This is a genomic window from Thermanaerothrix sp., from assembly GCF_056331585.1.
Window position 1 is genome coordinate 1 of the sequence record NZ_JBWGPQ010000023.1, and the last position, 16,145, is coordinate 16,145.

6 protein-coding genes are annotated in these 16,145 nt (G+C 60.7%); 2 read left to right on the plus strand and 4 right to left on the minus strand.

Annotated elements, in window-relative coordinates; genetic code table 11:
- The coding region (locus AC01YT_RS08980; RefSeq protein ID WP_476674709.1) for an oligopeptide/dipeptide ABC transporter ATP-binding protein at nucleotides 1-600 on the plus strand (600 nt) is incomplete at its 5' end.
- A 76-nt stretch (nucleotides 601-676) separates the two neighbouring features.
- On the opposite strand, the gene AC01YT_RS08985 is transcribed toward AC01YT_RS08980, so the two are convergent.
- A complete protein-coding gene (locus AC01YT_RS08985; RefSeq protein ID WP_476674711.1) occupies nucleotides 677-1,237 on the minus strand; it encodes an N-acetyltransferase family protein in 561 nt (186 codons plus the stop codon).
- Nucleotides 1,238-1,393: 156 nt separating this feature from the next.
- Between AC01YT_RS08985 and AC01YT_RS08990 the strand changes: the two genes are divergently transcribed.
- On the plus strand, nucleotides 1,394-2,833 hold the full coding sequence (locus AC01YT_RS08990; protein ID WP_476674713.1) for a Gfo/Idh/MocA family protein: 1,440 nt from the start codon (nucleotides 1,394-1,396) through the stop codon (nucleotides 2,831-2,833).
- A 56-nt stretch (nucleotides 2,834-2,889) separates the two neighbouring features.
- On the opposite strand, the gene AC01YT_RS08995 is transcribed toward AC01YT_RS08990, so the two are convergent.
- The 3 genes from AC01YT_RS08995 to AC01YT_RS09005 form a co-directional block, all read right to left on the minus strand.
- Nucleotides 2,890-12,555: a sortase gene (locus tag AC01YT_RS08995; protein WP_476674715.1), complete on the minus strand. Its 9,666-nt coding sequence runs from the start codon at nucleotides 12,553-12,555 to the stop codon at nucleotides 2,890-2,892.
- Between the two features lie 459 nt (nucleotides 12,556-13,014).
- Nucleotides 13,015-14,040, minus strand: coding sequence for a UDP-glucose 4-epimerase GalE (galE, locus tag AC01YT_RS09000; RefSeq protein ID WP_476674717.1), 1,026 nt, complete (start codon nucleotides 14,038-14,040; stop codon nucleotides 13,015-13,017).
- A 70-nt stretch (nucleotides 14,041-14,110) separates the two neighbouring features.
- On the minus strand, nucleotides 14,111-16,144 hold the full coding sequence (locus AC01YT_RS09005) for a hypothetical protein (protein WP_476674719.1): 2,034 nt from the start codon (nucleotides 16,142-16,144) through the stop codon (nucleotides 14,111-14,113).
- Nucleotide 16,145 lies beyond the last annotated feature (1 nt).

A 16,145-nucleotide genomic window follows, 5' to 3' on the forward strand; every position in this document is an offset into this window, starting at 1 on the left:
GGCACGGTATTGGACCGTGAGATCATGGTGGCCACGATGTTGGAGAAAGTGGGGCTGACCCCGGCCACCTCATTTATGTTCCGTTACCCGCACGAACTTTCGGGGGGGCAGCGCCAGCGCGTGGCGATTGCGCGCGCCCTGGTTATCAACCCCAGTTTTGTCGTGGCCGATGAGCCCACCTCGATGTTAGACGTCTCCATCCGCACCGGGGTCATGAATCTGATGATGGATCTGGCCCAGCAACTTGAGGTCAGTTATCTCTACATCACCCATGACCTGGCCGTAGCGCGCTACACCAGTGACATGTTGGCCGTGATGTACATGGGCAAGATTGTGGAATACGGCCCGACCGAAGAGGTGTTACATCATCCCTTGCATCCCTATACCCGGGCCTTGATCTCAGCGGTGCCGGTGCCGGATCCCACCTTCAAGCGCGGTGCGCCGGAGATCAAAGGGAGCATCAGCAAGCCGATCAACCCGCCCCCGCGTTGCCGTTTTTACGAGCGCTGCCCGATCGCGGCTAAAGTCTGCGAGGATAACGACCACCCGCCCCTGGAAGATAAGGGCGGCGGGCATCTCGTGGCGTGCTACCGGGTGTAGGGGTTGCACTGCTCCCATGTGGAACGCGATCGCCGGGCCTCCTGGCCCGGCGATGTCTTTGGGGATGATTTGCACGTCATACCATCTGGCTCACGGGCCAAGTGGTCAGATCCCCCCACCCATACCCGACCTCCCGGAGTGAGGTGCCGCCGAGGGTGATTGTCTGTTCCCGTGTTGGTTGCCCCCACAGGCGGGCATAAAATACTCGGGCCGGGTGGTTATCGGCCAGGACCCAGATCAGCATCGAGGTCAACCCGTTTTGAATTAAAGTCTGCACCGAGGCGAGCACAAGCCGCGTGCCGATGCCCTGGCGTTGGAACGTTGGCAGGACATACAGAGCATAAATTTCACCCCGGTAGATTTCGTCCCCGCTTCGTTCCGGCCCACCACTGGCAAAGCCCACTATGCGCCCCGCTTTTTCGGCCACCCACCAAAAACTCCTCGGGCGCGGGTGTGTGATCCCTTCTCGGATCTGCTGAGCATCGTGTTCGACGGAAAGTTGGGCTAAGACGTTGGCCGGGATGAGGCCAGCATAGGCGGCGCGCCAGGTTTCCACATGCACCCAGGCGATGCCTTGGGCATCCTTGGGGGTCGCCGGACGGATGAGTACATTGTCAGGAGATCGGTTACTTTCCATGGGGCGGTGGGGAAAATCCGAAAACATAATGGAGATCAGATACCAAAATCTCAGCTGCTTCTTCTATTTCAATTATATAATGAGGGCGTAACTCACGAGTCCACTTGTCGTGAGTTTATCATTCCACCTAAACAGCCTTGAAAAGGAGCCCTGGTCATGTCCGTTCAACCCGTCACAGCAGTACTCATCGGGGCTGGGCAGCGCGGTGCCGAAGCCTATGCACCTTATGCCCTGCAACATCCGGATCAGTTGCGCTTTGTGGCGGTGGCCGAGCCGGATCCGCAACGCCGCGCCCGCTTTGCCGCCCAGCACAATATTCCTCGCGAGCGTCAGTATTCGACCTGGGAAGATCTGTTGGATGAGCCTCAAATGGCCGATGCGGCGCTCATCTGCACCCAAGATACGCTACACACGGCTCCCGCTCTGGCCGCCCTGCGTGCGGGTTATCACGTCTTGCTGGAAAAGCCCCTTGCCCCGCGCCTGGATGAGTGCGAGGTGATTGTGGCCACCAGTGAAGCGGTGGGGCGCCAGTTGCACGTTGGACATGTGATGCGCTATACCCGTCACTATCAATTATTACGTGAGATGGTGCAATCGGGCGTCTTGGGTGATGTGGTGGATGTGGATCACCGCGAAAACGTCGCCTTCTGGCACATGGTGCACTCTTACGTGCGCGGGAACTGGCGCAACAGCGCTCTTTCCAGTCCGATGATCCTGGCCAAATGCTGCCATGACCTAGATATGCTGCCCTGGGTTTTGGGGCAACGCTGTCAGCGCCTCTACAGCGTGGGCAATCTGTTGCACTTCCGGGCTGAAAATGCCCCGCCCGGTGCACCGGAACGCTGCCTGGATGGTTGTCCGGCAGCACAAACCTGCCCCTATTATGCGCCCTATATTTACCTGGAGATGAAGCCTTTCTGGCACAATTACGCCGAGACGGCACCACGTGGTATTGCTCGCTGGGCGACGCGCCAGTGGGTAGAACGTCCATGGTTGGTGCGCCTGCTCAGCGTGGTTTACCCTGATTTGCGTCAGATCACCGAGTATCGCGGCTGGCCACTGACCGTACTGGCCCTTGACCCCACCCCTGAGGCCATCCTAGAAGCACTCCGCAGCGGGCCATATGGACGTTGCGTCTATCATTGCGATAACGACGTGGTCGATCACCAGGTAGTGAGCATGCTCTTCAGCGCTGGCAGCACGGTCACGCTGACCATGCATGGGCATTCTCATATTGAGCACCGCTCCACCCGCATTGAAGGCACGCGCGGGCGTCTGTTAGCCATGATGGGTAACGGCGGCGGGTGGATTCAGGTGGAAGAACACCGTTCGCTCTCTCGCCGTACCTACGATACCAGCCCGCCTCCCGGGCAGGGCCATGGTGGTGGAGATATGGGGCTGATGGCGCATTTTGTAGCTTGCGTGCGTGCCGGCGGCAACCCGCCTGAGGTACGTCAGGCGGCCCGCGAGGCGCTGGAGAGCCACCGCCTGGCCTTTGCGGCTGAGGAATCGCGCCTCAGCGGGCGGGTTGTAGATTTTTATCAAGTACCTTCACCTGCTAAGGACCAAAGATATGGTTTTGAAAAAGACCGCTAGTGCTGGCGATCTTTTTCGTTGCGCTGGATGACAGAGGCTCATTAAACGGACTGTATCTATGGCTCTGGCTCAATTTTGACTTGTACAGCACGTACAGCTAAACGATATTGATAACCGTTTATCTCAGGGTCGTAACCTTGGCAGGTAATTAGGGTCAGCCATGGGAACTTTTCATGGCGCAGGATAGAGAGGTCATCTGGCCATACCCGACGCACCTCTCTGACTTCGTAGATGTAGCGCTGGTTGCCAAGGTGTACAATAATCTGATCGCCCCAATAAAGGGTATGCAGGTTGAAGAAAGGACCAGGTTGACCGTTTGCCAGGTAAACGTGGGCAGTCAAGGCTGAATTGCCCTTCCAGGTGGGGAAGGCGGTGCCCTCTAGCCATCCGACCTGGGATGAGAGCCAGGTCAAATCCCATCCAATGGTCTCATTAAGAGGGATGCCAATGATTGGCGCGTGCAAGTTTATTTTTGGAATTTCCAACCAGATATGGCTCAAAGGCTGGTAAGCATAGAATTGAGGTTGTTGGGGTAAAGGCGTCAACCGCGCCGGAGCGAACCCCGTTGAGGGCAATTCAGGTGCAGAAACGATCGCCTGAGCGGAAACACCGTAGGTATTGACCCGACTGTCTGGATCATAGAAACGTTCGGTTGAGGTAATGTTGTAAGGCGATTGAGGACGTGTCACATCGCCGGGTAGGCTGCTCCAGGTGAGCCAAGCCGTGTTGGTTATCTTCTGGCCCGGATCGAGGTTACCCAAAGTAGCCTTAAATTGCACCACTGCCTCTGTGGGTTTGCCTTCGCTTACAAGTGGGAACACAGGCCAGGAGATCTTTAGATCAGGCGCAGCGCTGTCGTCTATCACCCCACCTGCTGGTCCATGGACAATGGTGAGTGAACCGGGGATATAGGTCAGACCAACGGGTAGGGTGTCTTCGACGATCACATCGAAGGCATCGGTGTGGCTATCTGAGGTGTGACGTAACGTCAGAGTGAAGGTGATGATCGTGCCGGGTGGAGCTACAGTTGGAGAAGCCGTCTTATTAAGTTCAAGGTCTGGCTCAAGCACAGTCACTTCAGGTGCGGTGGTTTCCAATGTGCCACTAGCCCAGGTAAGAGTGGCTTGATTATTTACGGCTACGCCATCTTGGTTCTCAATGGTGTTGAGTACGACGGCAGTGTATTGAATTGTGACTGTGCTGTCAGTCGCGCCGCTGTTACTGACATCACCGAGGTTGAAGGTAATGCGGCGACCGGCGTCGGATGGATTGGAGCTGACTGTCGGTTCGGTTTGAACAGTCGGGTTGGTTGGGTCATTGCAAGCCGCGCTGAAGCCACCTGGCAAGGTGGTGGTGATGTCGGTGGAGGAAGGCGTGACGCCAAGGCACTTCACAAAGGCCAAGCCGCGATCTAGGATGTCGGTCAGGGTCAGGTTCGGCAGTGTGCCGCCGGCCGGGACGGTGAAGGTGACCTCATAAGTAAGGATCTCGCCGATAGCGACGGAGGAAGCGACGGTAAAGTCCTGGTTGGTAGTAAAGAGGGATTTGGTCAGGTCGCCGGTGGGGGTCGTGAGGACGGTATCCACATCATCATCTGCGTTGTTGGTGGGGTTGGTCTCGTCCACGCCGTCGGGCGGTGTGATGGTGACATTGTTTGTGAGCGTGCCGCTAGCGCCTGCCGCAACATGGGCGGTGACGGTGTAGGTGATGGAGGCGCCGGCGGGCAAGTTCACCGTATCGGTGAAGTTCCCGCTGCCGCTATAGGGGTCGCAGCCGCTGGCGCCGCCGCTTAGGGCAGTGCAGGCCCAATCCCAGGTGTCGATCTGGGCTGGTTTGAGGTCGCTGACGGTCGCGCCCAGGGCATCGCTCGGCCCGGCGTTGCTGACGATGATGGTGTAGGTAAGGGTGGTGCCAGGGGCGACCACGGTCACGCCGTCATCTTTGGTGACGGAGAGGTCGGCCTGCGGGTTGGCGGTATCGGTATCGCTGGCGGTGTTGTCGCCGGAGGTGGTATCGGCCGGGTGGGAGATGGTGACGGTATTGGTCAGGCCGCCCGTGGCGGAGGAGGCCACCTGAGCGACGACGGTGTAGGTGATGGAGGAACCGGCGGGCATGTCTACCGTGTCGCTGAAGTTCGTGTTGATGGCGCCGCCGGAGCCAGTGCAAGTCGCGCCGCCCGTGGTGACACATGTCCACGTCCAGGAGGTGAACTGGGGCGGGATGTTGTCGCTCACGCTCACGCCCAGGGCATCGCTGGGGCCGGCGTTGGTGACGGTGATGGTATAAGTCAGCGTGCTGCCAGGGATGTATTCCGTCACCCCGTCGTCTTTGGTGACTGAGATGGCCGCCTGGGAGTTCTGCGTGTCGGTGTCGCTGGCAGTGTTGTTGGTGGTATCCGTGTCCGTGACGCCGGTCGGCGGCGTGATGGAGGCGGTGTTGACCAGGTCACCCGTGGCCGAGGAGGGGATGGTCACCGTGATGGTGTAGGTAATGGAGGAGCCGGCGGGCAGGTCAACGGTATCGCTGAAGTTCGCGTTGCCGGGGCCGTAGCCATCGCAGCCGCTGGCGCCGCCCGTGCTGCCGGAGCAGACCCACGTCCAGGAGGTGGCCTGGCTGGGGAGGTTGTCGCTCAGCACGGCGCCGCTCACATCGCTGGGACCGTTGTTGCCGACCACCACGGTGTAGGTCACGCCCACGCCGGGGGTGTAGGTGAGCGAGCCATCCGTCTTGGTGACGTAGAGATCGGCCTGGTAGTTGGGCGTGTCGGTGTCGCTGGCGGTGTTGTCGCCGGAGGTGGTATCGGCCGGGTGGGAGATGGTGACGGTATTGGTCAGGCCGCCCGTGGCGGAGGAGGCCACCTGAGCGACGACGGTGTAGGTGATGGAGGAACCGGCGGGCATGTCTACCGTGTCGCTGAAGTTCGTGTTGATGGCGCCGCCGGAGCCAGTGCAAGTCGCGCCGCCCGTGGTGACACATGTCCACGTCCAGGAGGTGAACTGGGGCGGGATGTTGTCGCTCACGCTCACGCCCAGGGCATCGCTGGGGCCGGCGTTGGTGACGGTGATGGTATAAGTCAGCGTGCTGCCAGGGATGTATTCCGTCACCCCGTCGTCTTTGGTGACTGAGATGGCCGCCTGGGAGTTCTGCGTGTCGGTGTCGCTGGCAGTGTTGTTGGTGGTATCCGTGTCCGTGACGCCGGTCGGCGGCGTGATGGAGGCGGTGTTGACCAGGTCACCCGTGGCCGAGGAGGGGATGGTCACCGTGATGGTGTAGGTAATGGAGGAGCCGGCGGGCAGGTCAACGGTATCGCTGAAGTTCGCGTTGCCGGGGCCGTAGCCATCGCAGCCGCTGGCGCCGCCCGTGCTGCCGGAGCAGACCCACGTCCAGGAGGTGAATTGCGCCGGGATGGTATCGGTGACCAGCGCGCCGGGGGCGTTGCTGGGGCCGGCATTGCTGACGGTGATGGTGTAGGTCAGCGTGCTGCCGGGGACGTATTGGGTCATGCCGTCGTCTTTGGTGACGGAGAGGTCGGCCTGCGGGGTGGGGGTATCGGTATCGGTCGCGGTGTTATCGCCCGGGGTCGGGTCGGTGATGCCACTCGGCGGGGTGACGGTGGCGGTGTTGGTCAGGTTGGTGGTGGCGGCCGGATCGGTCTGGGCGGTGACGGTGTAGGTGATGGAGGAACCGGCGGGCAGGTTCACCGTATCGGTGAAGTTTCCGTTGCCGCTATAGGGGTCGCAGCCGCTGGCGCCGCCGCTCTGGGCGGTGCAGGCCCAACTCCAGGAGGTGATTTGCGCTGGGATAGCATCGCTCACCGTGGCGCCGGTGGCATCGCCGTTGCCTACGTTGCTGACGACGATGGTGTAGGTGAGTGACACACCGGGGATGTAGGTCGCCTGTCCATCGGTCTTGGTGATGGTCAGGTCAGGATAGGTCACGGTGACCGATTCGGAAGCGCTATCGGCGTAGTCGTTCACGCCACCGGAGCCGGTGCGCTCGTTGGCATCCGTGCCGTCCAGCGAAGTCCAGGTCATGGCGGCGGTGTTGGTCAGGGTGTCACCGATGTTCGGCGGGCCGGGCGGGCCATTTACGGTGACCTGGTAGGTGAGCGTGGCGGTATCCCCCACCGGCAGGGAGCAGGGCGCGGCGCAGGTCCAGGTGAGGGTCGGCGCGGCGGAAGCGTTGGCGGTCCAGCCGATGGGCGCGGTGATGGAGCCAGACACATACGTCAGGCCGGCGGGGATGGTGTCGGTGACGACGATGTCGTAGGCTGGGGAGGTGCTGGTGGCCAGGTGGCTGAGGGTGAGGGTGTAGGTGAGGGTCTGCCCGTAGGCCGGGGTGGTGTCGTCGGCGGATTTGGCGATATTCAGTTCGGGTTCGAGGACGGTGACGCTTTCGGGGGTGGGGTCAGCGATGGGGGTGAGGCCGGTGTCCGGATCGGTGTAGCTCAGGGAAGCGGTGTTCGCCAGCGTGGTGCCGTTCTGGTTGCCGATTTCGTTGTTGACGCGGGCGGTGACGAAAATGACGAAGGCATTGTTGTTCGTCACGTTGTCCGCCGCGGTGGTGACATCGCCGAAGGCCAGGGTGAGGTCGTCGCCGCTGCCGCCGGGGGCGGTGACGGTGGGCGCGGGGAGGGCGTCGTTGTAGTCGGCTGCGAGCAATCCGCCGCTGGCCGCCGCGCTGGTGACGATAGAATGGCTGACATAAACCAGGCCCACCGGCAGGTTATCCACCACCGTCAGGTTCTGGGTGATGCCTTCCGGCAGGGTAACCAGGATGGGGAAGGTAACGGTAGCGCCGATGGGCGCGCTGGCGGGCGTCGGCGGGCGTTTGTCAATGGCGGGCGCAGCGAGGGGCGTATTCACGCTGCTGGAGGCGGCATAGTCATTGATGGTGCCGCCGGAGCCATCCCGCTCGCCGTTGCCGGCGCCGCTGCCACCCGGTGTGGTAGAGCCGGTGGGGTTAGGCGAGGTACCCGTGCCGGGCAGGGAGGTGTAGGTCAGGGTGGCGGTGTTGGGGAGGGTGTAGCCCGCAGGGAGGTTGGCATTGACCGTCGCGGTAATGGTCGCCGTCAGGGTATTGCCCGGATCGAGGCAGGTGGCGGTGATTGTGACCGTGGTGGGGGAACCAGACCAGGAGTAATTTGCGGTGAATGGGGTGCTTCCGCTCCCATTCCCCACGCACGGCGATGTTTGTGTCGTAGCAAGGTTAACGCTGCTGATCGTCAAGTAAGGGTCGAGGGTGTCGCTCAGATTCAGGTCGAAGGCGGTGGCGCGGTCGTCGCCCGAGGCAGCGGCGATGGTCAGGGTGTAGGTGATGGCATCGCCGGCGTCGCTGGGGGCGGTGGCGAGGGCTTTGTTGAGCGTGAGCAGGGGTTCGGCGATGCGCACGGTGACGTTGTTCGAGGCGCTGCCGTTCTGCACCCCATTGATGTAGACACGGAAATTGTTCACGCGGTCATCCCCGGCGTCGTTGCTGCCGCTGGTGGTGTTGTCCACCAGGGCGTTGAACTCAAGGATGACGTATTCGCCGTCCGCGTCGCTGTCATTGTTGGTCAGCGTGCCGAGTTTGAAGTAGGGGGCGACGCCGGTGGTGTAACTATCCGGATCAGAAGTCAGGGAGTTGCTTGATCCAACGTTTTGGTCGGGTAAGACGAAGGTGGGCGTGACCAGGGTGGGATCGTTTCCGTTGACCCAGGGGCCGCTACCAAAGGGGCCATTGCCCAGTGCCAGGCCCAGGGTGCTCCCACTTGGCTCGGTGGAGTTGATCGGTGCGCCATTCGAAAGCAGGGCTAGGCGAGCTGTGCCGTCGTCTAGGTAAGTCAGGCCGGTTGGCAGAAGGTCTTGAATCTGGAAGTTTGGGCTGGTGCCTTCGGGAAGTTGCACCACCAGGCGGTAACGCACAATTTCGCCGATGGCCACGCGCTCGGTGCCGCTCACCACGCCCGTGTGGGCTTCGGAGGTGGCGATCAGGGACTTCTGCGGCGTTACGGCGTTGATGGTCACCGCGGCGCTGCCCTGCGAAGCGTAGTCGTTCAGCGGACCGCCCACGCCGTCGGCGCCGGTGCGTTCATCGGAATCGGCGTTGTAGGTGGAGCGGTCGCTCACCGCGCCGGCGAGACTGGTCCAGGTGGTGGCGGCGGTGTTGGTGATACTCTGGCCGGGGGCGACGGAGTAATCCACCGTGGCCTGGAAGGTGATGGTGCAGGACTCGCCTGGCTGGAACAGGCCGCCGCTGGCGGTGAGCGTCGGCGCGCCCGCATCGCTCAGCGTCGGTGGGGTGGAGGCGGTGCAGGCGCCCAAAGCCAGCGAGCCAGTGACATAGGTCAGGCCGGCCGGCACCGTATCGCTCCAGGCCACATCGTAGGCGGTGGTGGAGCCGCTGGCCGGGTTGCTCAGGGTGACGGTGAAAGTGACGGTATCGCCGGCATCGGCGGTGGTCGGGGAGACGCTCTTGGCGGTGGTGATGACGGGTTCGATGACCGTGGCCGGGGAAGAATTGACGATGGCCGTGCCGCCGGCGCCGCCATCAATCTTCAACGTGGCGCGGTTAATGAGGCTGGTGCCCGCCTGGTTGCCGCTCACGTTCAGCACCACGGCGCGGAAGACGATTTGGATGGTCTCGTCCACGCTGTTATCGCGGTTGGCGTTGGTGATGGTGCCTAAAGTAAACGTGAAGTTCTGCCCGGGCGAGGTGACGTTCGGGTTGGTCGGGTCGTTGCAGGCGGCGCTGAATCCGCCGCTCAGGTCGGTGGAAAGGTCAGAGGAAGCCGTGATGCTCAAGCAATCCACGAAGGCCATGCCGGCGGGCAAGCTCTCTTCCAGGGTGACGTTGGGCATCACGCCTTCGTGGACGGTGAGGGTGAGGGTGTAATCCACGAATTCGCCGATGACCACCTGGGTGAGGCCGTTGTAGGCGTTGTTGATTTCGGTGGTGAAGGTCTTGCCCAGGCCGTCGTAGCGCACCTGCACCTGGGCGGTATCGGTCAGGTCATTGGCGGTGTGATCGGGGCCGCCTTCGGAACCGGCGTAGTTGAACAGGGTGGCGGTGTTGATGAGTTGCTGGCCACCCTGGACGGTGGAAGCCAGTTCCAGATCGTAGGTGATGACGACGATGTTCTTACCGTTATTGGGGTCATATTTCTGGCTGGCGCCTTCGGCTGGGCCGGGATCAGTGATTTCAATGCCGCTGCCGAAGAGGCCGCCGCCCAGGTCGGTGTGACCTAACGCGCTGCCATCGCCGCGGTAGACCTGCAGGTTCAAGCCGCTGCCGGGGATGACGAAGCCGGGCGGCAGGTCGTCTTTCAGGCGAATATCGAAGGCGCCGTTGCCGCTAGAGCCTAGGTTTTCAATGACGATGGCGAAGGTGACAAGGTCGCCGGCGTCCACGTTGCTCAGGTTGCTGTTGATGGGCGTAGAAGCCAGGTTGCTAGAGTTGATCGTCCCGCTCCAGCGCGGGCTGCTGGAAGGCGGCAGGAAGGTCACCGGGCCGGGCGGATTCGGGTTGAAGACGCCATTGCTGTTGCTCGTCCAGATCACGCCCTTCGTCATCACCAGCAGTGGCTCGGTGAGGATAATCTGCACGATGGCTTTGGCATCAGCCGTGCCAGCGTTGGTGGAGCCTTCGAAAGCCTGTGCCTGGTTGGTCAGGTAGAGGCGGTCGGCGAAGGGATCATCCGAGACCGTAACGGTGAAGAGGATGTCCACCGTGTAGGGTTGCTCGTTCGTGCCATCGAAGTTGCCGTAGAAGAAATTCAGGCGGTTGTTGGCGGTGTTGCTGGAGGTGGTAGGGACAATGCCCGAATAGGCGTAGAACGTGTCGGCGGGGCCAAAAGTCGCCACGCCCGGAGAGGGGATCCCCCCACTGGTGGAGAAGGTCCAGGCCGGGCCAGGCGCCCCGTCTTCGTCGGGATCGTTTACGTGGAAGACGGGCAGGGGCAGGTAGTCGTCGAAGACCAGGTTTTCCACGTCGCCGGTGGGCAGGGTGTAGGTCAGGCGGTAGGTGACCGTATCGCCGGGTTTGACTTCCACCGGGGTGGGGAAGGATGTCGAGCCGTTGACGGCGTAGATGGATTTGGTCAAGGCGCCGCGGCCAATCTGCACCGAGGCCGCTGAGTTGTCCACTTCGCTCTGACCGGTGGGGGTGGAGGCGTCTGTTGTGGAGAGGAGGTCACCGCTGATGGTGACATTATCCGTCAGGGTATCGCCCTGGTCCACACTAGGGTCGCCGGAGGGGTAGGTGTCGGTGAAGTTTTGCTGGATGAGGGTGCGGAAGACGATGCGGCCGGTGGTGGGGCCGTCATTGTAGGAGCCGCAATTCGGGTCGCCCCCGCCGGTGCCTGTGGTTGGTACGCAGCCGCCGATGAGTTTGCCGTTTCCACCCAGTTGATCCGAGACGCGGAAAACGAGGGTGGTGGAGCCGTCAAACGGCCCTGAGTTGGTTTCGCATTCAGCACCACCGCCGGTGTAGTGACAGGCGACATCGTAATTGGCCGAAACAAAGGAGCCACTATAGGTCAAGCCACCGCTGCCATTGAACGTCAAAGTCGGCGTAAACGTGGGGTCAAAGTGCTGGCCATCCGAGAGGACATCGGTGACCACCACGTTCTGGAAGGCGAAGAAATCGGAGACCTGGAAGTCGAGGGTGTATTCCAGGTACTTGCCAGGGGCGGGCTGTCCGCCGCCCACCACGCTGACCGCTTTCTGGATGGCGATGGATTTATCGGTCAGGGTGTGTTCGCAGCCGGCGAGGTCCTGGGTGAATGTCCCGCCGGTGTCGCGCGGGTCGAGGGGAGTCCACGTCCCGCCGCCGCTGGCGTTGTTGCAGGAGGTAACGTCATCGCCGCTGACGGGGTCAATCACCGAGGCGCTGCCGGCGTCGCGCAGCGGGATGAAGTACTCGAAGGTCATCGTCACCGTGCCGCTGACCGAGGCGAAGGCGCAGGAGAGCGCCCCGCCGGGCGTGCTGGTGGAAGGAAGCGTGCACGAAGCCCCGCTCGGGCTGGTGCTGACCAGGCTGACGAACTGCATGTTATCCGGCAAAGTGTCGGTCAGGGTGAAGGAAGTCATCGTCTGGCCAGGGGCAATCTGAGCGGTGACGGTGTAGCGGCGCGGGAAGTTGGGGCCGGTGGCGGTCTCATCTTCCGGGCCGTTGTAGGATTTGGAGAGGGTGAAGAGGATGGGGGTAACGCTGCTACTCGTCCAGCCGCTCAGCGTGAGGCTGGGATTGTCGCCGCAGCACCAGTTATCCAGCGGGTCGTAGCCGAACTGGTAGCCGCCGCGCGCCTGGATGGTGAGCGGAGTGCCCAGATCCGCCAGGTTGCTCATGCTGACGGTGACATCCACCGTCGCGGGCGGCTGAGCCGGGGTGAAAGAGCCGAAGGGCAGGCGCAGGGCAACAAAGGTATCACCCGGCGTCAGGCCGCACACCTGGATATAGGCGCCGCTCGAATTCTTGATGTAAGGATGGGTGATACAGCCACTGCCCGGCACAGGGATCAGAGTGTGTTCAACGTTCACCCCCAAATAGGTGGCGCTGACGAAGGTCAGGCCATCGGGGGTGGGGGCACCGTCCGCGCCGTTGGTGGGAATAATGAGATCAATGATGGGGCCATAGCCAGGATCGCTGGGATCGGGGTTGTCGAAGGTGACGGTGAAGGCAACAGTATCCCCGATGAAAGCCGTGGCTGGGACGCTAAGTGCGATGGCCGGCGGAATGTTCATGGATGGGCGTTCAATAGGTGCTGCATAAACGACCGGTGGCCGAGGGCTGGGCAGGCCTGGTGAGAGGATGGGGAGCCCCATCAAAACCAACACGATCAAAAATCGGAAGAGGAAGGCGAAAAGTGACCTTGACATTAGCGTCCTCCACGGCTTTTGTGATCCGCATTCACCTCGGATGCGAAAGGGAGGAGAAGATAAGGGATGGGCTTTGAAAGGCCCACCTACCCTGTGGGGAGCCTCATTGTAACTACTTCATTGGCCTAGAACCCATCCGCAAGGCGAAAAATTTTTGTAAAGGCTTAACGTATAAGATTTGATAATAACAGTGGGCGTAAAAGTTAGTATTATTATATACCAGGGTGTATTAAACAAACCAAATTACCCCCTTGCGGATTAAGTGTGCAAGGCGATTTGTAAGGCAACTGTAAGTAGAATGTTAAGAGTTTTGTCTGGATCCGATTAGGGGGGTAGGGGCGTTGATTGCAAAATTTCCTTGCGCTTTTCCGCCCAACGCAGGGCATCACGGATGCCGTCTTCAATGGAAAGTTGTGCCTTCCAACCCAACAAACGCTCGGCGGTATCCGCATTGGCATAGGAACCCGCAATATCGCCGGGGCGGGGTGGGGCTTCGCGCACTGGGATCTGCCGCCCAATCACCTTCTGGAAGGCATCTAGGAGTTCGCGCACGGTGACACCGCGTCCGGTACCCAGGTTGATGACCAGGTAGCGATCCGGCGGATTGCCGGCACGCTCAAACACGGCGTCAAAGTCCAACACGGCGGCCAGATGCGCCTGGGCCAAATCCCAGACGTGGATGTAATCGCGGATGCCGGTGCCATCACGGGTGGGCCAGTTGGTGCCGGTGATCTCGAAATAAGGGTATTTACCCAGTGCGGTGTCCACCATCCGGCCCAGCACGTGGGTGGGGTTTTCCACGTGGATGCCACTGCGCAGTTGGGGGTCGGCGCCGATGGGGTTGAAGTAGCGCAGGGCAATGCCGTACATACCATAGCTCACACAATAATCCCGCAAGATCATTTCCATCATATATTTGGTGCGGGCGTAGGGGCTGGAAGGCTTGAGCGGGGAATCCTCGCGCACCATGAAGCCCGGGACCACATCGTAGAGCGAAGCCGAGGAACTGAACACGACCCGCTGGCACCCCAGGCGGTGCAGGTGATAAAAGAACTCAATGGATTTGCCAACATTCTCGCGGTAGTACTCGTAGGGCTTTTCCATGGATTCGGGCACGACGATCAAGGCCGCGCAGTGGATGGTGGCATGAATATCGGGGTGCTCCTGGAAAATGCGCTCCAAGAGGGCAACATCGGCGATGTCGCCGGGGTAAAAGATGCGCCCACGGGTGAATTCCACCCGTCCGGTGGAGAGATTATCCAGGATGATGGGGGTATGGCCGGCATCCAACAGAGCTGAGCAAATGGTGCTCCCGATGTAACCGGCGCCGCCGCTGACGAGGATTTTCATACGCCTCCTTGAGGTAGATGAATGTCGTCACATGAGGATGATTATAGACGATTTTGCCCGCTATGCTCAATCAGGGACAGGGAATTTCCTGCAGCAGGGCTTCATGAGCCTGCTCTCGCTGTGGGCTGAGTGGGGTTTCGCATAACAAGCGTTCCCACAGGCGACATACTACGCCATGCATGGTCGGAGCCACTCGCGCTGCTTCCAGGCTTTGGGTTAGGGCAGCTTCCCATTGCCCGGTGTGGGCATAGCCCTCGATGAAAGGTAACCGTTCGGCGGGGTCGTTGGGGTAATCGCCCAGGGCGAAGGCGGTTTCGGCCAGGGCGACCACGGTTTCCCAATCTCGGCGCTGGCGGGCTAAATCAGCCTGTTCGTAATAATAGCACCAGCCGTGAGGTGGTTCAGGGGCGAAGAAAGAGGGTAGGGTGGGAGTGTTCGCTGCGGTCTCGATTTGGTCGGGCGCGCTGATTCGGACGGCTACATGGCGCAGGCGCGGAGGGAGGAAGAGGTTATCGGCTTCCAGGGCAGGATCCACGACCCGCAGACAGGCAGGAGGTTGGTAGTAAAGCACTAAGACCTGATCGGTGCTGCCGGTAAACATTGCGGCTAAATAATCTAACTGCACCGGTTGGTGGGCGATGCCGGATTGCAATGCCCAATGCGAACGACGCACGTCCAGATCTATCAGCAGATAATCCATTCGTGAGGTATGATTTTCAGGTGCATAAATCCAGTTGAGCGGGGCGGTGAGCGAATTGTCGCTGTAATAGCGCAACGGCAACCCTTGCATCACGATGGTAGTGCCGGGCTTGAGGGCCGGGATGCGCCAGGCCATTTGCCAAAACAAGGCCCGCTGTACTTCCCAATCGCGGCGGTAATCGCCGCTGTTTTGGGTCTGAGCCGCGGTGGCCAATCCTAACGCGACGACCAGGAAGGCTGTGGGTAGTGAGCCGGGTAGCAAACGTACTATCCCCACCAAAAGACAAGTGGCACCGAGCATAAAGGGCAGGGTGAACCGGTCATAAGGAAAGTCAAAGTGAACCGGCAAATCGGTAAGCCAGAAGGGCCACCCGGCCAGCAGTAGCCCCGCACTTCCCAGCACTAGCCACGGGCGCGTTGCTTGCCAACGCTGGCTTAATCGCGGGGGCGGCGTTAGACGCCAGGCCCGCCGTGCCAGGATGAAAAGGATACCCAGGGCGGCGGCAAGCGCAACTAGGGTAAAGATCAGTGTGCGTGGGCCGGCAGTCGGTAACATCGTGAGGCGCTGGAGGGGATAAAACCATACCAACAAACCTGCGAGTAAGCTATCGTTCAGAATCCGAGAGATCACGTGCCCGATGGCGGTCAGAGGTTGAGCGGCCAGAGCGGTTAGGACATGGGGCTGGTAATTATAAGTTTGGTAAGGGAAGAAGAACGCCCGCCAGAGCGCGATGCTTACAAATAGGATGAGATACGGTAGGCTGTGGCGCAGGGCGTGGCGCCAGCGTTGCATGCCCGTGCTGGTGAAGGCTTGGACCAACAAGAGCGGGCGCAACAGGTCGAGCAGGAAGAAATACTCCATACTGAGCAGGTTAATAGCACTCAGCCCGAGTCCTAGGCTGTGCCAATACCAGCGGTGAGTGGGTGTGCGGATGGCACGGAGCGAGGCGTACAACGAACCGAAGAAGGCGGTGAGGACGATGAAAAAATGGCTGTAGACAATGCTGATAGGCTGCTGACCAAAGCCGGGATAGAGGCTGAAGGCCAGCGCGATCCAGGCGGCTTCAGTGGGTTGCTGGGGGCGAGCCTGGCGTAAGGTCAGCCACAGCATAACCCCGGCCAGCCAACGCCAGAAGAAGGCATACAGTTGCCATTGCCAAGGGGGCGTGCCCAAGAACGTCATTGAGATCTGGTACAGCAAGCCCCAGAAGGGACGTTTGGTGGCAAAATAAGCTTTCAACCCTTCCGCACCATAAGTCTTGCCGATCCACAGCATAGGCAGGTCGTCCCAGTAGAACCCCAGCCAGGGTAAGAAAAGCCCATAGGCCAAGACTAGCAGAAGAAAAAGGGTTAATGGAAAGGTGATCGGATGGGAAAGCCATGCGGCTAGATTGCGTCGTACCATG